Origin of the sequence: Sterolibacterium denitrificans, assembly GCF_900174485.1 — a bacterium.
Taxonomy (GTDB): Bacteria; Pseudomonadota; Gammaproteobacteria; order Burkholderiales; family Rhodocyclaceae; genus Sterolibacterium; species Sterolibacterium denitrificans.
In genome coordinates this window covers 2,862,464-2,883,662 of record NZ_LT837803.1, presented here as the reverse complement: position 1 = coordinate 2,883,662, position 21,199 = coordinate 2,862,464, and the positions used below count along the sequence as shown (strand labels likewise).

At 64.7% G+C, this 21,199-nt stretch carries 20 protein-coding genes; 13 read left to right on the top strand and 7 right to left on the bottom strand.

Annotation, left to right across the window (positions count from 1 at the left end):
* Positions 1-78 precede the first annotated feature (78 nt).
* From hisB to hisI, 5 genes are all read left to right on the top strand, one after another.
* Positions 79-666, top strand: a complete 588-nt coding sequence (gene hisB, locus SDENCHOL_RS13010; RefSeq protein WP_067170461.1) for an imidazoleglycerol-phosphate dehydratase HisB — start codon at positions 79-81, stop codon at positions 664-666.
* A gap of 21 nt (positions 667-687) precedes the next feature.
* Positions 688-1,329 (top strand): imidazole glycerol phosphate synthase subunit HisH, encoded by a 642-nt coding sequence (hisH, locus tag SDENCHOL_RS13005; RefSeq protein WP_067170459.1) that lies wholly within the window; start codon positions 688-690, stop codon positions 1,327-1,329.
* Between the two features lie 80 nt (positions 1,330-1,409).
* Positions 1,410-2,162 carry a 1-(5-phosphoribosyl)-5-[(5-phosphoribosylamino)methylideneamino]imidazole-4-carboxamide isomerase gene (gene hisA, locus SDENCHOL_RS13000; RefSeq protein WP_067170456.1) on the top strand — a complete coding sequence of 251 codons (753 nt, stop codon included), beginning with the start codon at positions 1,410-1,412 and terminating at the stop codon, positions 2,160-2,162.
* 104 nt (positions 2,163-2,266) lie between these two features.
* A complete protein-coding gene (hisF, locus tag SDENCHOL_RS12995; RefSeq protein WP_067170454.1) occupies positions 2,267-3,025 on the top strand; it encodes an imidazole glycerol phosphate synthase subunit HisF in 759 nt (252 codons plus the stop codon).
* Positions 3,022-3,426 (top strand): phosphoribosyl-AMP cyclohydrolase, encoded by a 405-nt coding sequence (gene hisI / locus SDENCHOL_RS12990; protein ID WP_067170444.1) that lies wholly within the window; start codon positions 3,022-3,024, stop codon positions 3,424-3,426. The genes hisF and hisI overlap by 4 nt, the downstream gene beginning before the upstream one ends.
* Positions 3,427-3,490: 64 nt before the next feature.
* Here hisI and SDENCHOL_RS12985 read toward each other — a convergent pair whose 3' ends face one another.
* A complete protein-coding gene (locus SDENCHOL_RS12985) occupies positions 3,491-5,464 on the bottom strand; it encodes a monovalent cation:proton antiporter family protein (protein ID WP_067170443.1) in 1,974 nt (657 codons plus the stop codon).
* Positions 5,465-5,585: 121 nt separating this feature from the next.
* On the opposite strand from SDENCHOL_RS12985, the gene SDENCHOL_RS12980 reads away from it, so the two are divergent.
* From SDENCHOL_RS12980 to SDENCHOL_RS12960, 5 genes are read left to right on the top strand one after another with little or no spacing between them, the layout of a single operon-like run.
* A complete protein-coding gene (locus tag SDENCHOL_RS12980; protein ID WP_067170440.1) occupies positions 5,586-6,593 on the top strand; it encodes a KpsF/GutQ family sugar-phosphate isomerase in 1,008 nt (335 codons plus the stop codon).
* A 38-nt stretch (positions 6,594-6,631) separates the two neighbouring features.
* The gene (locus SDENCHOL_RS12975; RefSeq protein WP_067170790.1) at positions 6,632-7,186 is read left to right on the top strand and encodes a KdsC family phosphatase; all 555 of its coding nucleotides are present in this window, start codon (positions 6,632-6,634) and stop codon (positions 7,184-7,186) included.
* Positions 7,183-7,752, top strand: coding sequence for an LPS export ABC transporter periplasmic protein LptC (gene lptC, locus SDENCHOL_RS12970; RefSeq protein WP_067170438.1), 570 nt, complete (start codon positions 7,183-7,185; stop codon positions 7,750-7,752). Before SDENCHOL_RS12975 ends, lptC begins: the two co-directional genes overlap by 4 nt.
* Positions 7,753-7,766: 14 nt before the next feature.
* Positions 7,767-8,405 (top strand): lipopolysaccharide transport periplasmic protein LptA, encoded by a 639-nt coding sequence (gene lptA, locus SDENCHOL_RS12965; RefSeq protein WP_067170436.1) that lies wholly within the window; start codon positions 7,767-7,769, stop codon positions 8,403-8,405.
* Positions 8,402-9,184, top strand: coding sequence for an enoyl-CoA hydratase (locus SDENCHOL_RS12960; protein WP_197706917.1), 783 nt, complete (start codon positions 8,402-8,404; stop codon positions 9,182-9,184). Before lptA ends, SDENCHOL_RS12960 begins: the two co-directional genes overlap by 4 nt.
* 110 nt (positions 9,185-9,294) lie before the next feature.
* Here the strand turns inward: SDENCHOL_RS12960 and SDENCHOL_RS12955 are convergent, their stop codons facing one another.
* The gene (locus tag SDENCHOL_RS12955) at positions 9,295-9,699 is read right to left on the bottom strand and encodes a hypothetical protein (RefSeq protein ID WP_153011279.1); all 405 of its coding nucleotides are present in this window, start codon (positions 9,697-9,699) and stop codon (positions 9,295-9,297) included.
* 55 nt (positions 9,700-9,754) lie between these two features.
* Between SDENCHOL_RS12955 and SDENCHOL_RS14655 the strand changes: the two genes are divergently transcribed.
* A complete protein-coding gene (locus SDENCHOL_RS14655) occupies positions 9,755-10,321 on the top strand; it encodes a phasin family protein (RefSeq protein WP_067170785.1) in 567 nt (188 codons plus the stop codon).
* 78 nt (positions 10,322-10,399) lie between these two features.
* Here the strand turns inward: SDENCHOL_RS14655 and SDENCHOL_RS12945 are convergent, their stop codons facing one another.
* Genes SDENCHOL_RS12945 through SDENCHOL_RS12930 form a run of 4 tightly spaced genes read right to left on the bottom strand, consistent with a single transcriptional unit; the run spans position 10,400 to position 15,801 of the window.
* The gene (locus tag SDENCHOL_RS12945; protein ID WP_067170434.1) at positions 10,400-11,224 is read right to left on the bottom strand and encodes a competence/damage-inducible protein A; all 825 of its coding nucleotides are present in this window, start codon (positions 11,222-11,224) and stop codon (positions 10,400-10,402) included.
* Positions 11,225-11,236: 12 nt separating this feature from the next.
* On the bottom strand, positions 11,237-11,467 hold the full coding sequence (locus SDENCHOL_RS12940; protein ID WP_067170431.1) for a YgaP family membrane protein: 231 nt from the start codon (positions 11,465-11,467) through the stop codon (positions 11,237-11,239).
* Positions 11,464-14,712, bottom strand: a complete 3,249-nt coding sequence (locus SDENCHOL_RS12935) for an efflux RND transporter permease subunit (RefSeq protein WP_154717256.1) — start codon at positions 14,710-14,712, stop codon at positions 11,464-11,466. The genes SDENCHOL_RS12940 and SDENCHOL_RS12935 overlap by 4 nt, the downstream gene beginning before the upstream one ends.
* 33 nt (positions 14,713-14,745) lie before the next feature.
* Positions 14,746-15,801: an efflux RND transporter periplasmic adaptor subunit gene (locus tag SDENCHOL_RS12930; protein ID WP_083522882.1), complete on the bottom strand. Its 1,056-nt coding sequence runs from the start codon at positions 15,799-15,801 to the stop codon at positions 14,746-14,748.
* 173 nt (positions 15,802-15,974) lie between these two features.
* Between SDENCHOL_RS12930 and pyrF the strand changes: the two genes are divergently transcribed.
* Positions 15,975-16,787 (top strand): orotidine-5'-phosphate decarboxylase, encoded by an 813-nt coding sequence (gene pyrF, locus SDENCHOL_RS12925; protein ID WP_067170427.1) that lies wholly within the window; start codon positions 15,975-15,977, stop codon positions 16,785-16,787.
* On the opposite strand, the gene SDENCHOL_RS12920 is transcribed toward pyrF, so the two are convergent.
* Positions 16,778-18,331 (bottom strand): J domain-containing protein, encoded by a 1,554-nt coding sequence (locus SDENCHOL_RS12920; RefSeq protein ID WP_067170425.1) that lies wholly within the window; start codon positions 18,329-18,331, stop codon positions 16,778-16,780. The genes pyrF and SDENCHOL_RS12920 overlap by 10 nt on opposite strands.
* 127 nt (positions 18,332-18,458) lie before the next feature.
* Here SDENCHOL_RS12920 and secA point away from each other — a divergent pair, with 127 nt between their 5' ends.
* Positions 18,459-21,188, top strand: coding sequence for a preprotein translocase subunit SecA (gene secA, locus SDENCHOL_RS12915; RefSeq protein WP_067170422.1), 2,730 nt, complete (start codon positions 18,459-18,461; stop codon positions 21,186-21,188).
* Positions 21,189-21,199 lie beyond the last annotated feature (11 nt).

The following is a 21,199-nucleotide window of genomic DNA, read 5'->3' as shown; positions in this document are numbered from 1 at the left end:
CAATTATCGCCCACCCATTGTTTTTTCGCGCGCCTTTGCGTAAGGTTCGTCTTTTCCAACTTTGCAGCGATTCACACCATGCGGCAGGGCGACATTACCCGCAACACTCTGGAAACCCAGGTTCGCGTCAGGCTCGATCTCGATGGCACGGGCAAGAGCCAGCTCTCATCCGGCGTCGGCTTCTTCGACCACATGCTGGAGCAGATCGCCCGCCATGGCTTGATGGATCTGGAGGTTTCCGCCAGTGGCGATCTGCACATCGACGCGCATCACACCGTCGAGGACGTCGGTATCACGCTGGGCCAGGCGCTGGCCCAGGCGATTGGCGACAAGAAGGGCCTGCGTCGCTACGGCCATGTCTATGTGCCACTCGACGAGGCGCTGACGCGGGTGGTCGTCGATCTTTCCGGGCGGCCGGGCCTGGCGTTCAACGCGACGTTTGCCCGCGCGACCATTGGCGAGTTCGATGTGGATCTGGTGCGTGAGTTCTTTCAGGGACTGGTGAATCACGCCGGCATCACGCTGCACATCGACAATCTGAGCGGAGACAACGCCCACCATCAGGCCGAAACGATCTTCAAGGCTTTTGGTCGGGCCTTGCGCATGGCGGCCGAACCCGACGCGCGTACGGCCGGCAGCATTCCCTCCACCAAGGGCAGCCTGTAACCTGTAAACGGATAACCGATCATGGGTGGTACGGTCGCCGTTGTCGATTACGGCATGGGAAATCTGCGTTCGGTCGTCAAGGCGATCGAGCATGTCGCCAGCGGCGATCGGGTCGTTCTGGCCGCGTGTGCAGCCGACATCGCGGCTGCCGATCGCGTCGTCGTGCCCGGCCAGGGCGCGATGCCCGATTGCATGCGCGAGCTGGAGAGCCGCGGCCTGCGTGCGGCCGTCGTCAAGGCGGCGGCGGAGAAACCCTTTCTCGGTATCTGCGTCGGCTTGCAACTGCTGTTCGGCCATGCCGAGGAGGGCGACGTGATGGGGCTGGACATTCTGCCCGGCCGGGTGCCGCGCTTTCCGTCGGCCAGGATGATTGCCGCCGACGGCAGCCGCCTCAAGGTGCCGCACATGGGCTGGAACGAAGTGCATCAGCGCATCGCGCATCCCCTGTGGCATGACATCGCCGACGGCGCGCGCTTCTACTTCGTGCACAGCTATTGCGTCGTACCGGATGACGCCGGATTGTGCGCGGGCACGACCCACTATGGCATCCCCTTTACCAGTGCCGTGGCGCGCGATAATATCTTCGCCGTGCAGTTTCACCCGGAAAAAAGCGCCCGCGACGGCTTGCAGCTGCTCGCCAACTTCATGCGCTGGACGCCCTGAGCACTGCTTCGCGCTGCGCTCCCTGCACGCTTCCTGCCCTCCATCCCACTTTTCATTTTCACTCCTTACGCTTCACACCTATGCTGCTGATACCCGCGATCGACCTCAAGGACGGTCACTGTGTACGTCTGAAACAGGGCGACATGGATGATGCCACCGTATTTTCCGAAGATCCGGCCGCCATGGCCCGCCACTGGATCGAGCAAGGCGCGCGCCGCCTGCATCTGGTCGACCTGAATGGCGCCTTCGCCGGCAAGCCGAAGAACGAAGCGGCAATCAAATCCATTCTGGGTGAAGTCGGCGACGAGATTCCTGTCCAGCTTGGTGGCGGCATCCGCGATCTGGATACCATCGAGCGCTGTCTCGATGACGGCATCGGTTACGTCATCATTGGCACTGCCGCCGTGAAGAATCCGGGTTTTCTGCATGATGCCTGCAGCGCCTTTCCCGGCCACATCATCGTCGGTCTCGATGCCCGGGACGGCAAGGTGGCCGTCGACGGCTGGTCCAAACTGACCGGCCACGACGTCATCGATCTGGCAAGGAAATTCGAAGGCTATGGCGTCGAAGCCATCATCTACACCGACATCGGCCGCGACGGCATGCTTTCGGGCGTGAATGTCGAGGCGACCGTCAAGCTTGCCCAGGCGCTGACGATACCCGTCATCGCCAGCGGCGGCATCGGCAGCCTCAAGGACGTCAAGGCGCTGTGTGCCGTGCAGGCCGAGGGCATCAGCGGCGCCATCACGGGTCGTGCCATCTACGAAGGCAAACTGGACTTCCAGCGAGCGCAGGCCGAAGCCGACAGACTCACGGAGACGGACAGGCCCTGATCCTGTTCCCGGCTGCTGGTTCGAGGCGGATGGCTGTGGCGGGCTGATGCCAAGCCGGGTCGCGCCCTTTACCTTTCATTCCTCATCACTCCATTGCCCACGCCATGCTAGCCAAACGCATCATTCCCTGTCTGGATGTCAATGCCGGGCGCGTCGTCAAGGGCGTCAATTTCGTCGAACTGCGCGATGCTGGCGATCCGGTCGAAATTGCCCGGCGCTATGGCGAACAGGGTGCCGACGAACTCACCTTTCTCGACATCACCGCCAGCTCTGAACAGCGCGACACCATACTTTCCGTGGTCGAGCAGGTGGCCGAGCAGGTTTTCATTCCGTTGACCGTCGGCGGCGGCGTGCGCGCCGTGGCCGACGTGCGCCGCCTGCTCAACGCCGGCGCCGATAAGGTCGGCATGAATACCGCGGCCGTCGAGAATCCCCGACTCATCGCCGATGCGGCGGGCAAGGTCGGCAGCCAGTGCATCGTCGTCGCCATCGACGCCAAGCAGATCGCGCCGGGGTGCTGGGAGGTGTTCACGCACGGCGGCCGGCGCGGCACCGGGCGCGATGCCGTCGAATGGGCGCGCCAGGTGCAGGCATTGGGTGCCGGCGAAATCCTGCTCACCAGCATGGATCGTGATGGCACCAGGAACGGTTTCGACCTGGCGCTGACCCGTGCGGTGGCCGAAGCCGTGGATCTTCCGCTGATTGCCAGCGGCGGTGTCGGCAATCTGCAGCATCTGGCCGACGGAATATTGGAGGGCAAGGCCGATGCGGTGCTTGCCGCCAGCATTTTCCACTACGGCGAATATACCGTGCGGCAGGCCAAGGAATACCTGCAGGCGCGGGGAATCGAGGTGCGTCTGTGAGCCGCACACGTCACGAAACGGATTGGCTGAAGGAGGTGGCCTGGAACGAGCAGGGCCTCATTCCGGTCATCGCCCAGGATGCGGCCAGCGGTGAAGTGCTGATGTTTGCCTGGATGAACCGCGAAGCGCTGCAACTTACCGTCGAGCGTGGCGAGGCGGTCTACTGGTCGCGCTCGCGGCGCAAGCTCTGGCACAAGGGTGAGGAGTCCGGCCACACGCAGAAGCTCGTCGAGCTTCGTCTCGATTGTGACGGCGATGTCCTGCTGCTCCGGATCGAACAGACCGGCGGCATCGCCTGCCATACCGGGCGGCGCAGCTGTTTCTATCGCCAACTGAATGACGGGCAGTGGCAGGACGTCCTGCCGGTGCTGAAGGATCCCGGCAAGATTTATCGGGAATAGCGCATAGTTGGAACCGTCCGCTTGCCTGGCGGCAGGCAGCGTTCTTGCGGCACCGTGCGCATGCCTACTTGCCGCGCAGCAGTCTTTCTTCTGCGGCGGCCAGCGCGCTGCTCGTACCTTGCAGAACCAGGATGTCGCTGTCGTCGAGCCGGGTTTCCGCGCTGGGGGCGATGCTGCGCGTTCCCCGGCGGCGCAGGGACAGCACGCTGACATCGAGTTTTTCCAGCGCCAGTTCGGTCAGCGATCGGCCGGCGGCATGGCTGCCGGCAAGCAGCGCCACGCTGCGCAGACGGATTTGCGCAGCGTCGGATAAATGTTCGGTGCTGTCGCTCATGCCGTGAAAGAAACCGCGCAGCAAGGCATAGCGTTGTTGCCGCGCTTCACGCAGCAGGCGGATGACGCGCTGCATCGGCACACCGAGCAGGGCCAGCGCATGGGTGGCCAGCATGACGCTGGATTCGAGCGCTTCCGGCACGACTTCGGCCGCGCCGGCGGCTTCAAAGCGCGCGATGTCGCGCTCCTCCATGGCGCGCACCACGACGGGCAGATCGGGACGCAGTTCGTGCGCGTGGTGCAGCACGCGCAATGCCAGTTGCGCATCGTTGGAGGTGACGACGATGACGTTGGCGCGGTGTATGCCGGCGGCAATCAGCGTTTCACGCTGCGAAGCATCGCCGAACACCACGGAATCCCCGGCGGCAGCGGCTTCACGCACCCGTTCGGGATCGAGATCGAGTGCGACCAGCGGAATGTTCTCTCTTTCCAGGAAGCGTGCCAGATGCTGTCCGGTACGTCCGTAGCCGCAGAGAATCGCGTGCTTGTCGTTGGTGATGCTGCGTGCCGCGATCTGCGTCAGCGCCATCGAGCGCAGCATCCATTCCGAAGCGACGAGGCGCAGCACGAGGCGGTCGCTGAAGTGGATCAGCAGTGGCGCGGCCAGCAGCGAGAGCACCATTGCGGCCAGCACGGTCTGGGTGACCGAAGGATCGAGCAGATGCTGCTCCAGTCCCAGGGTCAGCAGCACGAAACCGAACTCACCGCCGGCACACAGCCACAGGCCGGAACGCAAGGCCGTGCCGGGCGTGGCACCGAACAGCCGGGCCAGGCCGAGGACGACCAGCAGCTTGAGCAACAGCAGGGCCACCAGCAAGGCGATGACGAAGAGGAAATGCTGGGCGATCAGTCGCGGGTCGAGATACATGCCGACGGTGATGAAGAACAGTCCCAGCAGCACGTCGCGAAAGGGCTTGATGTCCTCTTCCACCTTGAAGCGGTATTCGGTTTCCGAAATCAGCATGCCCGCGAGGAATGCGCCGAGCGCCAGCGACAATCCGGTCTTTTCCGTCAGCCAGGACAGCCCCAGGGTAATGAACAGCACGTTCAGCATGAACAGCTCGGTCGACTTGCGCCTGGCCACCATGGTGAACCAGGCCCGCATCAGGCGCTGGCCGAAAAACAGCACGATCGTGAGCACCACCGCCGCCTTGAACAGGGCCATCAGCAGCGTGGTGAACAGCGCATCGTCTTCGCCGGCAAGGGCGGGAAACAGAATCAGCAGCGGAACCACGGCCAGATCCTGGAACAGCAGCACGCCCATGATCTGGCGGCCGTGTGGCGAGTCGAGCTCGCTGCGTTCGACCAGCAGCTTGCTGGCCACGGCGGTTGACGACATCGCCAGTACGCCGCCGAGCGCGAGCGCGCCTTGCCAGGAGAGACCGGAAAAAATCGCCAGCAGCAATATCGTCGCCATGGTGAGGCCGACCTGGGCCAGGCCCAGGCCGAACACCATGCGCTTCATGCTGAACAGGTGCGGCAGGGAGAACTCCAGGCCGATGGTGAACATCAGAAACACGACGCCGAACTCCGCCAAGTGGCGCGCATCTTCGGTGTTCGGCATCAGCTTCAGCGCATTCGGGCCGATCAGGGCGCCGACCAGCAGATAGCCGATGATGGGCGGCAGGTGCAGGAAGCGGAACAGCGCTACGATCACCACGGAAGAGGCAAGCAGCAGCAGGACAAGTTCCAGGGTGGTGCTCATGATTGACGCAGGGTCGGATTCTGGGTGCCGAAGTGGCTGAAGCTGCCTGGCGCGTGCCTGAGCCGCGAGAGTGAGAGGTGGGGTTTGATATAATTCACCACTTCGCAAATGTAACATTCCCATGGGCCAAACCGGCGCTCCCGAAGCAAATTTCACCGCCTCCGCTTCCCGCTCGATCGCCATGGCGCAGCGCGTCCTGCAGATCGAAGCCGAAGCGGTTGCCGCTCTGCAGCAAAGGCTGGGGGCGGATTTTCTGCGGGCCATCGACCTGATTCTTGCCTGCCGTGGCCGGGTGATCGTCTGCGGTCTGGGCAAGTCCGGCCATGTCGGGCGCAAGATCGCCGCCACCCTGGCCAGCACCGGCACGCCCGCCTATTTCGTCCATGCCGCCGAAGCAGTGCATGGCGATCTGGGAATGATCACCAGCAACGACATCCTCATTGCCATTTCCAACTCCGGCGAGAGCGACGAACTGCTGACCATCGTGCCGCTGATCAAGCGCGAAGGCGGCCTGTTGATCGTCATTTGCGGCAATGCCGCCTCTTCCCTGGCGCGTGAAGCCGATGTCTATCTCGATGCCGGCGTCAAGGAGGAAGCCTGCTCGCTCAATCTCGCGCCGACGGCCAGCACCACGGCCGCGCTGGCGCTGGGCGATGCGCTGGCGGTGGCCCTGCTCGATGCGCGCGGTTTCGGCGCGGCGGATTTCGCCCGCTCGCACCCCGGCGGCTCGCTCGGCCGCCGTCTGCTGACGCATGTCCGCGACGTCATGCGGCCGCTGGCGCAGGTGCCGCTGGTAACGGAGGCGGCGGGCATCGTCGACGTGCTGGCCGCCAGTTCGCGTGGTGGCATGGGCATGGTGCTGGTGCAGGATGCCGCCGGCCGGCTCAGCGGCATCTTCACCGACGGCGACCTGCGCCGTGCGCTGCAGACGCTCGGCGATCTGCGCGATACGGCGGTCGGCACGGTGATGACGCGCGCGCCGCGCAGCATCGTGCCGGAGAAGCTGGCGGTCGAGGCCGTGCAGTTGATGGAGGAGCACAAGATTTCCCAGTTGCCGGTCGTCGATGCGGCCGGTACGCTCTGCGGCGCGCTGACCATGCACGACCTGTTTCGCGCCAAGGTGGTTTGAGCATGGACGTGAATGCGCCGATCCCGAGTCCGGATTCAATGGATCCGCGCGTCCGGGCCAAGGCCGGGAAGCTCCGCCTGATGGGCTTCGATGTCGATGGCGTGATGACCGACGGCACGCTCTGGTTTACTTCGCAGGGCGACGAAATGAAGGGTTTCAACACCCTCGATGGGCATGGCCTGAAGATGCTCGCCGACAGCGGCGTGATCCTCGCCATCATCACCGGCCGGCGTTCGCGCGCGGTGGAGCTGCGCGCCGCCAATCTCGGCATCGAGTTGCTGCTGCAGGGGGTCGAGGACAAGCGTGGCGCCATGCGCCAGTTGCTGGCCGAACGCGGACTGGATTTTGCCGAGGCCGGTTACATGGGCGACGATGTGGTCGACCTGCCCTTGCTGCTGGCCTGCGGCTTTTCCGCCAGTGTGCCGAATGGCCATGCGGCCGTCCGCCAGCGCGTCGATCACGTGACGACGGCCGCCGCCGGGCGCGGCGCCGTGCGTGAAGTCTGCGAATTGATACTGGCCGCCCAGGGCAGGCTGGACGACGCGCTGGCCGCCTATCTGCCGCCCGAGCCCGAGTTTGGAGCCGGACGGTGAAACTTTCGGTAGCACCGCTGCTGCCGCTGTTGCTGCTGGCCTTGCTGGCGGGCGGCACGTTCTGGCTGGATCGCGCCAGCCGGATGGAAGAGGGTGTCGGCGATGGCCGGCAGCGCCATGATCCGGATTTCGTGATCGACAATTTCACGACGCGCCGCTTCGATCCCGAGGGCAAGCTGCAACACACGCTGAGAGCGGCAAAGATGCTGCATTACCCTGACGACGACACGACCGAGGTGACGACGCCGACCGTCTTCTACGCGCGCAGTACGCCGCCGCTGTACATCGATGCGCGGCATGCCTGGATCAGCCCGGAGGGCAAGGAAGTGCGTCTGATGGATGATGTGCGCATGGTGCGCGCGGCCGGCATCGACGAACCGGCGCTGGTCATGGAGACAGCCGAACTGCGCGTCTATCCCGACGATGAAATCGCCCGTACCGCGACGCCGGTGACCGTCCTTCATGGCCGCAGCCGGTTGCACGGCAGCGGCCTGGAAGCCAATAACCGCACGCAGAAATTTACCCTGCTGGGCCGTGTGCAAGGCAGCTTGCAGCGCGCCCCCTGAACCGAGGCCATCGCATGAAACCTCTGACTCTGCTGACTTTGCTGGCCTTGAGTGGCATTTTCCCCGGGCTGGCCTGCGCCGAAAAGGCGGATCGCGACAAGCCGGTCAATCTGGAAGCGGACCGTATCATCATCGACGATGCAAAGAAGCAGCACATCCTCGAAGGCAATGTGCAGTTGATGCAGGGAACGCTGCTGATCCGCTGCGAAAGACTCGTCGTTACCCAGGACGCCGAAGGCTTCCAGCGAGGCGTTGCCACCGGAGGCGCCAAAGGATTGGCGCACTTTCGCCAGAAGCGCGAGGGCAAGGACGAATACGTCGATGGCGAGGCGGAACGCATCGTGCATGACGGCAAGGCCGAGAAGACCGAGTTTTTCGTGAGAGCCTACGTCAGGAGCGGTAACGACGAGGTGCGTGGCGAATACATCCTCTACGACGGCCGCACGGAGAACTACGTGGTGAGCAGCAATCCGGAGGGGGCCGCCGCCGGCAGCAGCCAGCGCGTCCGTGCCGTGATCCAGCCGAAGTCGCGCGACAATGCCGCCGCTGCTTCCTCCGCTTCCTCTGCTGCCGAGACGCCGGCAGGCGCGCCCGCGCTCAGGAGCGGCGCCCGGATTTCCAATACCCATCAGAACGAGGACGAAACCCCATGACCATGAATTTCGAAAACATCATCGCAAGGACGCATGGCAAGGTGGGCCTGATCACGCTCAACCGGCCGCAGGCGCTGAATGCGCTCAACGACGCGCTGATCGACGAGATCGGCCGCGCGCTCGACGGTTTCGAGGCCGACGAGGCGATCGGCTGCATCGTCATCACCGGCTCGGAGAAAGCTTTCGCTGCCGGCGCCGACATCGGCGCCATGAAGGATTTCGGCTTCATGGACGTCTACAAGGGCAACTACATCAGCGCCAACTGGGATCGCGTCGCGCGCTGCCGCAAGCCGATGATCGCCGCCGTGGCCGGCTACGCGCTGGGCGGCGGTTGCGAGCTGGCGATGATGTGCGACTTCATCATCGCTGCCGATACCGCCCAGTTCGGCCAGCCCGAAGTCAAGCTCGGCATCCTGCCCGGCGCCGGCGGCACGCAGCGCCTGCCGCGCGCCGTGGGCAAGGCCAAGGCCATGGAGCTGTGCCTGACGGGCCGTACCATGGACGCCGCCGAAGCCGAGCGCGCCGGCCTGGTTGCGCGCATCGTGCCGGCGGACAAGCTGGTCGAGGAGGCACTGGCCACTGCCGGGAAGATCGCCAGCCACTCCTTGCCGGTGGTGATGATGATCAAGGAATCGGTCAATCGCGCCTACGAGTCGGCGCTGCAGGAAGGCCTGCTGTTCGAGCGCCGCAGCTTCCATTCGACCTTTGCCATGCAGGATCAAAAGGAAGGCATGGCCGCTTTCATCGAGAAGCGCAAGCCGGAATTCAGTAACCGCTGAACGCCGGCCGCCAGCGTATGCCAGGAGGCGTCCCCGTTTCAGGCGGATAACGGGCCGTTCCTTCGTCGTCGATTCCCTGCACGGACGCATGCGCGTCCTGGGCAGACGCTTCAGCGGATCATGCGCCAGTGCGCTGCCCATCTAGCCACATCACCCGCTGCCCCCTGGTGGCCCATCATCGAGGCGCCCTGTATTCCGCCCGGCGTTCTGGTGCGGTGCCGCAAGACGAACTCGCGTCCAGCATGGGCAATAGCGGATGGATAATTTTGTGCATTGCCACAAATAAAGACCATGATCTGGCGCTTGATGTGCAAAAATCGTTTAAAAACAATCACAAGTACCGAATCACCGATTTCAAAATATTTTTGTGCAGTGCGCAAAAAAGGCTTGACAAGGTGAATCGCCCGCCTATAATCCGAATCGTAATGCAGTGCAGCAATCGTGACCGGCAAGGCAGTTCGCAGGGTTACGGTAACAGCCGACTGGAAGGCAGCAGAGTTCAGGCGGCTCAGCAATGAAATTTAGCGCCGCCATTTGACGACCTACCTTCACATTCTGGGAGATACGAACATGTTTAACGCAACCGAACAATTTGCCAGCACCAACAAAGCCAACGTCGAAGCCCTGCTGAACCTGGCCAACACCGCTTTTGCCAGCGCCGAGCGTTTCGCCGCCCTGAACCTGAACACCGCCCGCAGCCTGCTGGAAGACAGCGTCGCCAACACCAAGGCCATCCTCGGTGTGAAGGACATCCAGGAACTGGTGGCCCTGCAGACCACGCTGGCCCAGCCGTCCGTCGAGAAGGCCGTGGCCTACTCGCGCAGCCTGTATGAAATCGCTGCCCAGACGCAGGAAGAAATTTCCAAGATCGTCGAAGCGCAATTCACCGAAGCCAACAAGACCGTGGCCACTGCCCTCGACAAGGCGAGCAAGAACGCCCCGGCCGGTTCCGACGTTGCCGTTGCTGCCGTGAAGTCGGCCATCGCCGCCGCCAACTCCGCTTACGACAGCATCAGCAAGGCTGCCAAGCAGGTTGCCGAAATCGCCGAAGCCAACGTTGCCGCCGCCACCAACGCCACCGTCAAGGCCGTCGGCACCGCTTCGACCGCTGCCGCGAAAGGCCGCAAAGCCGCCTGAGCGCGCTGCTGTATCTGTACCGTCTCCTCCTCCAGCCGTCTTGGCTGGTTTCAGCCCGGCGCTAGACGCCGGGTTTTTTTATCCAGAGGAATCGGAAGGAGAGGGCGCAGGGTGCGCGGAGGCCGTTGCCGCCGCCTCTTTCCAGATGAAACCCAGACGCGTCACTTCAGCGCGGATTTCGATCATCGCGGCGGCCACCTGCGCCGGTTCGCCGCGCATGCCCAGCTCCAGCGTGCGGCCACGTGCGGTATCGCCGAGGGACGGCAGGCTGAACAGATGAGCCTGCCGGTATTTCGTTTCTATCATCTGCATCAGTGGCAACAGCGGACCTTCCATGCCGTCCTGTATGTAGATGGATTGCTCGCTTTCAGGCACGGCGTGAAACTCGGCCTGGTAGTAGGTCTCCAGCGTCCACTCCAGCATCGGCCAGGCCATTTGCGGAAAGCCGGGGTAGAAATGGTGATCGCCCAATGAAAAGCCCGGCATGTGGTTGACCGGATTGGGCACGATGCGACTGCCGGCGGGCAGTTCGCCAAGCAGCAGGCGCTGCGGCGTCACCTCGATGTGCTGTTGGGCGCAGTAGGCGCGGATTTCCGTTTCGGCATCGGGATGCAGTTGCAGGCTCACGCCAGCGGCGGCGGCAGCGGCCTGGCGCGTGTGGTCGTCCGGCGTGACGCCGATGCCGCCGAAGCTGAAGACGACGTCGGCGGATTGCAGCGTGCGCCGCAGGATTTCGATCAGGCGGGGACGCTCATCGGCGACGTACAGGCTCCAGGTCAGATGCAGGCCGCGCGCGGCCAGTGTGTCGACGAGCCGCTGGAAATGCTTGTCCTGACGCTTGCCGCGGATGATTTCGTCGCCGATGATGAGGGCGCCGAAGCTGCGTGATGGTTTGCCGTTCATGTTGCCGGGCGTTCAGGCGCAGCCGCTGCCGCAACTGGATTCTTCCTTCACGCCCAGCTTGCGCAGCAGGCTTTCCAGCGGACAGAAACGGGAAAAGCCGCTCTGGAACAGATTGGCGCCGACGAACAGGGTGAACCACAGCCAGTTCTGGCTGACGAACAGCGGGCTGGCTTCGACGCCCAGCGCCAGCGACAGCGTGATGAAGCTGCCGGCGAAGATGCGGATCAGTTGATTGACGGTCATGATGTCTGCTCCTTTTCTGCATTGAGTGAATCGCGAAGGTGCTGGACGCGCTTGCGGAAAGCGGCGTAATACAGGACGGGGATCACCACCAGGGTCAGCAGGGTGGAGACCAGAATGCCGAAGATCAGCGCCAGTGCCAGGCCGTTGAAGATGGGATCGTCGAGGATGAACAGGGCGCCGAGCATGGCGGCCAGGCCGGTCAGCGCGATCGGCTTGGCGCGGACGACGGCCGCCTGGATGACGGCTTCGGTGAATTCCACCCCGGTGGCGAGCTGGTGGTTGATGAAATCGACCAGCAGGATGGAGTTGCGCACGATGATGCCGGCCAGGGCGATCATGCCGATCATCGACGTGGCGGTGAACTGGCTGCCGGCGATGGCATGGCCCGGCAGCACGCCGATGACGGTCAGCGGGATCGGCGCCATGATGATCAGCGGCGCCAGATAGCTCTTGAACTGGGCCACCACCAGCAGATAGATGAGAATCAGGCCGACGGCGTAGGCCGCGCCCATGTCGCGGAAGGTTTCGTAGGTGATCTGCCATTCGCCGTCCCACTTCAGGCTGTAGCCGGCATAGGGATCGTCCGGCTGGCGGATGAAATATTCCGCCAGTTCGCCGCCGCCGGGCAGGTCGTCCAGCGTCATGCCGGCAAGCCGGGAGCGAATATCGAACATGCCGTAGAGCGGCGAATCCAGGCGGCCGCCCATGTCGGCAGTGACATATACCACCGGCAGCAGATCCTTGTGGAAGATGGCTTGCTCGCTGGGCGCCGTACGCGTTTCGACCAGTTCGGCAATCGGTACCAGGCGGCCATCGCGGGCACGCACCCGCAGGCGCAGCAGATTTTCGATGGCGTCCTTCTGGGTTTCCGGCAAGGTGATGTGCACCGGAATCTCGTATTTCGCATCGCCGCCATGCACCGGCGTGACGTCCTCGCCGGCCAGGGCGATCCGCATGGTATCGACGATGTCCGCCTGGCTCACGCCCAGCAGGGCGGCCTTGGCCTGATTCACGCGCAGTACGCGTTTGTCGGTGGGCGCGCTGCTGCTGTCGTCGATGCCGATGATGCCGGCCGTCGCGGCGAACTCGGCGCGGATTTTCTTCGCCAGGGCGATCTGTCCGGCGTAGTCGGGGCCGTAGACTTCGGCGACGATGGGCGAGAGCACCGGCGGGCCGGGCGGCACTTCCACCACCTTGGCATTGCCGTTGTGGCGCGCGGCAATCGCCATCACCTCGTCGCGCACGGCGACGGCGATCTCGTGGCTTTGCCGGTTGCGCAAGTGCTTGTCGACGAGATTCACCTGGAGGTCGCCCATTTCGGCATTGCTGCGCAGGTAATACTGACGCACCAGGCCGTTGAAATTGATCGGGCTGGCGGTGCCGGCGTAAGCCTGCCAGTCGCTGACTTCCTCGACCGTCGCCAGATGGGCGCCGATTTCGCGCAGCACGCGGGCGGTTTCCTCGACCGGCGTGCCCACCGGCATGTCGAGCACCACCTGGAATTCGCTCTTGTTGTCGAAGGGCAGCATTTTCAGCACCACCAGCTTGACTGCGGTCAGCGAGACCGAGAGGGCGATGGCTGCGAGGATGCCCAGCCAGAGCATGCGCCGCGCCGCCTTGCCGCGCCGTGCATCGCGCTCGTCGAGGAAGGGCGACAGGACGCGGCGGAACAGGCGATCCAGACGCGTACCGGCGGTGCCGGCTTCGGCTTCGCGATCATGCCGGGCCGCCTGGGGCTTCATCAGCTTCAAGGCCAGCCAGGGCGTGATGATGAAGGCGATCAGCAGCGAGAGGAACATGCCCATCGAGGCATTGATCGGGATCGGGCTCATGTACGGCCCCATCAGGCCGCTGACGAAGGCCATCGGCAGCAGCGCGGCAATCACCGTGAAGGTGGCGAGGATGGTCGGTCCGCCGACCTCATCGACCGCGCCGGGAATGATCCGCCAGAGCGGCTTGCCGGGTTCCAGGGCGTGATGGCGATGGATGTTCTCGACCACCACGATGGCATCGTCGACGAGGATGCCGATGGAAAAGATCAGGGCGAACAGCGAGACGCGGTTGAGGGTGAAACCCCAGGCCCAGGAAGCGAACAGCGTCGCCGCCAGGGTCAGGGTCACCGCCAGGCCGACGATGACGGCTTCGCGGCGGCCCAGCGCGAAGAGCACCAGCAGAACGACGAAGGCGGTGGCGAAGATCAGCTTGCCGATCAGCTTTTCCGCCTTTTCGGTGGCGGTGGCGCCGTAGTTGCGGGTGACGGTGAATTCGACGCCGTCGGGAATCACCGTGCCTTTCAGCGCCTCGGCGCGGGCAATCACCGCATTCGCCACGTCGGCCGCATTCACGCCGGGCTTCTTGGAAATCGACAAGGTCACGGCCGGCAGCTCGCCATGTTCGCGATCGGCGTGCCAGACGTAGCGCGAAGGCTGATCCGGGCCGTCGAGGATGTCGGCGACGTCGGCCATGAACACCGGACGATCCCCATGCACGCCGACGACCAGACGCTTCACGTCGGCGGCCGACTCGATGTAGGTGCCGGTCTCCACGAGGATTTCGCGGTTGCCGCTGACCAGGGTGCCGGACGGCTGGGCCGCATTCGATAGCTGCAGCGCGGCGCGGATGTCCTGGGCGGTGACGGCATGCGCATTCATCCGTTCGGCGTCGATGACCACGCGGATCACATGGCCCGGCCCGCCGATGGTGACGACGTCGCGCGTGCCGGCGATGCGCTTCAGTTCGATTTCGGCGGCGCGCGCCACCTGCTGCAGCTCGAAGGCGCCGCCCGGCGCATCCTTGTTCCACAAGGTCAGGCTGACGATGGGCACGTCGTCGATGCTCTTCGGCTTGACGATGGGTTCCAGCACGCCGAGCTGGGGCGAGAGCCAGTCGCGATTCGAGTGGATGGTGTCGTAGAGGCGCACCAGCGCCTGGGTATGATCCTCGCCGACCTCGTACTGCACGGTGATCACCGCCATGCCCGGCCGCGAGACGGAATACACGTGCTCGATGCCGGAGATGCGCGCCAGCACCTGTTCCGCCGGGCGGGCGACGAGCGCTTCGACATCCTTGGCCGACGCGCCGGGGAAGGGGATCAGGACATTCGCCATGGTCACGTTGATCTGCGGCTCTTCCTCGCGCGGTGTGACCAGCACGGCGAAGACGCCGAAGAGGAGCGCGACCAGCGCGATCAGCGGCGTCAGCGAGTGACGCTGGAAGGTGGCGGCGATGCGGCCGGAGATGTTCATTTCAGGGACGAAGGTCTGGAGGATTTGCAGGGATCAACGCGGTTGCGTCCGGGCAGCCTGGAAGCCGGCCTTGAGCGGATCGAGGGCGATCTTCTCGCCGGGTGAAAGGCCGGCCAGGACTTCGATGTCGCCACCCGCCTGCACTTCTCCCAGTCTCACCTGACGCAGGCGCGGCTGGCCTTGCGGCGTGACCACATACAGCGCGGTCAGCTCGCCGCGCCGCACCACGGCGGCGGCGGGCACCAGCAGCTTGCGGGCGCTGCCGGTGACGAAATGCGCGCGGGCGAACAGGCCGGGCACGATGCCGCCATCCGCGGCGGCGCCTTCCGCCAGATACAGGCGCACGCGCGCGGTGTGGCTGCCGGCATCCACCGTCGGCAGCACTTCGATGCGGCTGGCTTCCAGCCACTGGCCGCTGCCGGGAAACTCGATCCGCCCCTGCTGCGCCTGACGAACGGTCGCCAACTGGTATTGCGGAATGCTGGCGACGACGCGCATGTCCCCGGGCTCGAAAAGCGTGATCAGCGGGCGGCCCGGATTGGCCATTTCGCCCGCCTCGGCCAGACGCTGGGCAACGACGCCGGCAAACGGCGCGACGATCAGGGCATGGCCGCTGGTCGCGCCGGCCTGGGCGGCGTTGGCGGCGGCGGTCTTGTAATCGGCTTCGGCCTTGTCGAGCGCGGCCTGGCTGACGAACTTCTGCGCCACGAGATTCTTCACGCGCTCCAGATTGGCCTTGGCATTGCCGAGCTGGGCGCGGGCGGCGGCCAGCCCTTCAGCCGCCTCGCGGGCATCGATGCGCATCAGGACTTCGCCGGCCTTGACGCGGTCGCCGGCATCGACGCGCGCTTCCAGGATGCGCCCGGTCACCTGGGCGGCCAGGGTGGCCTGCTTGACGGCTTCGACGACGGCTTCGGCCGGATAGGTCTGGGCAACCTCGCGCAATTCGACGGTCATCGTGGCCAATGCCGGCGCGGCGGCCGGAGCAGTCTGCGCCAGGGCAGGGCCGGCAAGCCAGGCGGTCAGCGCGAAACCGGCGGCAACGAGCAGCGAGTGGCCGGGCGCATGAGGGCGGTAGGGTGTCTTCATGAGCATTAGTATATGCTAATATTCATGGAATTCAAGGGGGTAAAGAAACGAAAGAAATGAAAGGGCAGAACGGGTCTTTCTTCGTCCGCCCACGGCCGGCGGTGCGGCTGTGAGCGCCGGAGCCGGTAAAATCGGCGGCATTCTGCATTCTGATCCTCGTTACGGAATCCGCCATGCGTTTTGCTGAAAAACTTGCCGCCGCCTGGGCGGCCAACGATTCCCTGGTCTGCGTCGGCCTCGATCCGGATCCGCAGCGTCTGCCGGCGCACCTGAGCCGCGATGCGGCCGGCATCCTGGCCTTCAACCGCGCCATCATCGACGCCACGCATGACCTGGTGTGCGCCTACAAGCCGCAGATCGCCTATTTTGCCGCCTGCGGGGCGGAAGAGGCGCTGCGGGAAAGCATTGCCTACATTCGCTGCAACTATCCGGCAATTCCGGTCATCCTCGATGCCAAGCGCGGCGACATCGGCAGCACCGCCGAACAGTACGCCGTCGAGGCTTTCGATCGCTATGCCGCCGATGCGGTGACCATCAATCCATACATGGGCCATGACTCGGCCGAGCCCTTCCTGCGTCGCGCCGACAAGGGCGTGGTCGTGCTTTGCCGCACCTCGAACCCGGGCGCGGCCGACTTTCAGGATCTGGACGTCGACGGCCGGCCGCTGTATGAAATCGTCGCCGAAAACGTGGCGCGCAAGTGGAATGCCAACAATAACTGCATGCTGGTGCTGGGTGCGACCTGGCCCGAGCAGGTGGCCCGGGTGCGCGCGCTGGTTGGCGACCTGCCGTTCCTGGTGCCGGGTGTCGGCGCCCAGGGCGGCGATGTCGAAAAACTGGTGCGCGCCGGGCGTACCGCGGATGGCGCGGGGCTGGTCATCAATTCTTCGCGCGCCATTCTGTACGCCAGCAGTGGCGAGGATTTTGCCGAGGCGGCGCGCAACGAAACCCGCAAGCTGCGCGATCTGATCAACGCTTATCGCTGAGGCGGCGTGGCGCATGCGTTGCCGGCGCCGTCTCCCGAGTCGGTGCTGCCAGTTTCTGCGGCGAGCTGCGCCAGCCGGCTGCGCGCGGCTTCCAGTTGCAGCGTCAACTGGCCGGCCATTTCCTGCAGCAGATCGCGGCCCTGGTTGCGCGCCAGGTTGGCGGCGGCGAACAGTTCATAAAGTTTCGATGCCAGCAGGCGGTTGAGCTGCGCGCTGATGGCGGCGATGCGCCGCTGCACGCGCTGGATTTCGCGTTCCAGCGCGGCGGTGGCCGCATCGCTGGTGGGCGGATTCGCGGCGACGCCGCGTGCGGACGCGCTGCCGCCGGGCGGGATCGGGGTGTCCGGGCCGGCCTGCCATTGCGCCAGGATGTCGCGCAGCACCATTTCGTCGCTGGCGCGGTAGGCCCGGTTGGCTTCGCTCATCAGTTCGGTGCGCCAGGCGCGGTCGGCCTCGTTTTCGGCGCGATCGGGATGGATTTTCTGCGCGAGCTGGCGGAACAGGCGCTTCAGATCGCGGGAAGGCGCGAAGGGTTTTTCCGCTTCCCTGTCGAGCTCGGCAAAGCGTTCGTTTTCGCGCCGGGATTGTTCGGCCTGGGATTGCGCCCGCCGGGCCTGGTGCCGGGCGGCGGCATCGGCGGGCGCGCGCCGCGCCAGATGACGGGCGATCCGCGCCTGCAGCAGGTCGAGTTCGGCCAGCCGGCGGCCGACCAGGTCGTGGTAGCGGCGGGTGAATTCGGCGAGCTCGGCCTGGGCGGTGGCGAATTCCAGTTCCATGTCGCCAAGCTCCTGCACCAGCATGTCGAGTTCGGCGCGCAGGCGGCGCCCGGGATCCACCCGGGCCAGCGTGCTGCCGGCCGCGCGCAGTGGGTCGCGCAACAGCAACAGGCGCCGCGCGGCGGTTCGCAGCAGTGGCAGTTCGTGCAGCATGCGTTCGGCGTGGATGGCCAGCAGCACATCGCGTGGTTCGCCTGATTCAGGCGACACTGGTTCGTGCAGTTGCAGCGCCCTGGCCTGGGCCACGGGCAGGATCAGTACCGGAAACAGCGCATCGATCCGCGCCGGCCAGGCGCCGCCCAGAACCCCGCTCGCGCTCCAGCCCAGCGTGGCCTGCCAGAGTTCGGCGTGCGCCTCCAGACGCTGGCGCTGGGCTGCCCAGCAGGCAAGATGTTCATCCGGCGCGGGGCGCGACAGCCGGCTCTTCAGGAGCGAGAGCGTGGCGCGCAGGGTGATGGCCGCGGCAAAATCCGCATCCGGCAAGACCAGGCAGAATGGCCGTAACTCGATATCGAGCGCGTTGGAAATTTCCGGCAGCCATTCGTCGTCGGGCACGAGCAGCAGCAAGGTTTCCTGGCGCCGGATGCAGCCACCGGCAAACTCGGCCAGTGCCGCGATGGCCAGCGGGATGCCGCCTTCGTCCGCGCGCGGCAGCGACAGGCTGGCTGGCGTCCCATGGGCGGAAGCGCCGACTTCGGTCAGCCGGGAGCGCCAGTGCCCGGCAAGATGAGCGGCGGCAGGGTCGATGGCTGAGGCGGATGCGGGCATGGCGTGATTTTAGCCGATGGCCGGACTTGCCCAGATGCGGCAAGGCTGGAGAAGGCCCGGCTCAAACACGGGGAGCGGGCAGGCCGCGCGTGTTAAAATCGCCCCTTTTCCGTCGTGGGCCATCCTCATGATTTCCGGGTTTTTCAAGAAGGTTTTTGGTAGCCGCAACGACCGTCTGGTAAAGCAGTACAGCCAGACCGTGAAGAAGATCAATGCGCTCGAGCCGGCCATGCAGGCGCTGACGGACGCGCAGTTGCAGGGCAAGACGGCCGAGTTCCGCAGCCGCCTGGCGCAGGGCGAGCCGCTGGACACCCTGCTGCCGGAGGCGTTTGCCGTGGTGCGCGAGGCCGGGCGGCGGGTGCTCGGCATGCGCCATTTCGACGTTCAACTGATCGGCGGCATGGTCCAGCATGCGGGCAAGATTTCCGAAATGCGCACCGGCGAGGGCAAGACCCTGGTCGCCACGCTGGCCAGTTACCTGAATGCACTGCCCGGCAAGGGTGTGCATGTCATCACGGTGAATGACTATCTGGCGCGGCGCGATGCCGAGTGGATGGGGCGGTTGTTCAATTTTCTGGGCCTGTCCTGCGGCATCAACCTTGCGCAGATGAGCCACGCGCAGAAGCAGGCGGCCTATGCGGCGGACATCACCTATGGCACCAACAACGAATTCGGCTTCGACTATCTGCGCGACAACATGGTGTACAGCCCGGCCGAGCGGGTACAGCGCGGGCTGAACTTCGCCATCGTCGATGAAGTCGATTCCATCCTCATCGATGAGGCGCGCACTCCGCTGATCATCTCCGGCCAGGCCGAGGACCACACCGATCTTTACGTGAAGATGAATACCGTGGCGCCGCTGCTCACCCAGGGCGAGGCGGCGACCAAGGACGGCCAGCCGGAAAGCGGCGATTACACCGTCGATCTGAAGGCGCATCAGGTGTTGCTGACCGAAGCCGGCCATGTGCATGCCGAGGAGATTCTGGCGCGCATGGGCCTGCTGGCCGAAGGCAGCAGCCTTTACGAGCCGGCCAACATCCTGCTGATCCATCATCTCTATGCGGCGCTGCGCGCTCACAGCCTGTTCCACCGCGATCAGCAGTATGTGGTGCAGGACGGCGAGGTGATCATCGTCGACGAGTTCACCGGCCGCCTGATGGCCGGCCGGCGCTGGTCGGACGGCCTGCACCAGGCGGTGGAAGCCAAGGAAGGCGTGGCGATCCAGAACGAGAATCAGACGCTGGCCTCGATCACTTTCCAGAACTACTTCCGCATGTATCAGAAGCTGGCCGGCATGACCGGCACGGCGGATACCGAAGCCTTCGAGTTCCACCAGACCTATGGCCTGGAAACCGTGGTCATTCCGACCAACCGGCCGATGGTGCGCGAAGATCGCATGGATCAGATCTACCGCACGGCACAGGAAAAATACACGGCGATCATCAATGACATCAAGGATTGCCAGCACCGTGGCCAGCCGGTGCTGGTGGGCACCACCTCGATCGAGACTTCCGAGCTGGTCTCGAAGCTGCTCGACAGGGAAAAACTCAAGCATCAGGTGCTGAACGCCAAACAGCATGCCAGCGAGGCGGAGATCGTCGCCCAGGCCGGTCGTCCCGGCATGATCACCATCGCCACCAACATGGCCGGCCGGGGTACCGACATCGTGCTGGGCGGCAACATCGAGCGGGCCTGCGCGGCCGTCGAGGAGGAGGCGAATCTTTCGGCGGAGGAGAAGGCGCAACGGATCGCCGCGCTGCGTGCCGACTGGGAAAAGCTGCATCAGCAGGTGCTCGATGCGGGCGGCCTGCACATCATCGGCTCCGAGCGTCACGAGTCGCGGCGCATCGACAACCAATTGCGCGGCCGCGCCGGCCGCCAGGGCGACAGGGGCTCTTCGCGCTTCTACCTGTCGCTGGAAGATCCGCTGCTGAAGATCTTTGCCGGCGAGCGCCTGAACACCATCATGGTGCGGCTGAAGATGCCCGAAGGTGAAGCCATCGAGCATCCGTTGGTGACGCGCTCGCTGGAATCGGCGCAACGCAAGGTCGAGCAGCGCAACTTCGACATCCGCAAGCAGTTGCTGGAATACGACGACGTCGCCAATGACCAGCGCAAGGTGATCTATCAGCAGCGCAACGAACTGCTCGACAGCGAGGATATCGCCGAAACCATCACCGCCATGCGCCAGGGCGTGCTGCATGATGTCTTCCGCAGCCACGTTCCGGCCGAGAGCGTCGAGGAACAGTGGGACATTCCCGGTCTTGAAGCGACGCTGGCCGCGGAATGGCAGCTCAAGCTGCCGCTGGTCGAATGGCTCAGGAACGAGCCGCAACTGGAGGATGACGCATTGCTCGCGCGCATCCTCACGGCGGCCGACGAGGCCTATGCCGCCAAGGTGGCCACGGTCGACCTGCAGGCCTGGCGGGGATTCGAGCGCAGCGTGATGCTGCAGAACCTGGATACGCACTGGCGCGAGCATCTGGCGGCGCTGGATCACCTGCGCCAGGGCATCCATCTGCGCGGCTATGCGCAGAAGAATCCGAAGCAGGAGTACAAGCGCGAAGCCTTCGAACTGTTCGAGGGACTGCTGCAGGCCGTGCGCACCGAGGTGACGCGTCTGCTGATGACGGTCGAGATCCGTTCCGAAGAACAGATCGAGGAAGTCGAGGCGCCGCCGCAACTGGAGAATGTCCAGTACCACCATGCGGATTACGACGAAGCGCTCGGCGGTGCCGATGAGCCGCCGCAGGCGCAGCAGCCCATGGTGCGCCAGATCGACAAGATCGGCCGCAATGATTCCTGTCCCTGCGGCTCGGGCAAGAAATACAAGCACTGTCACGGCCGGCTCAACTGATCGGTCGCCAG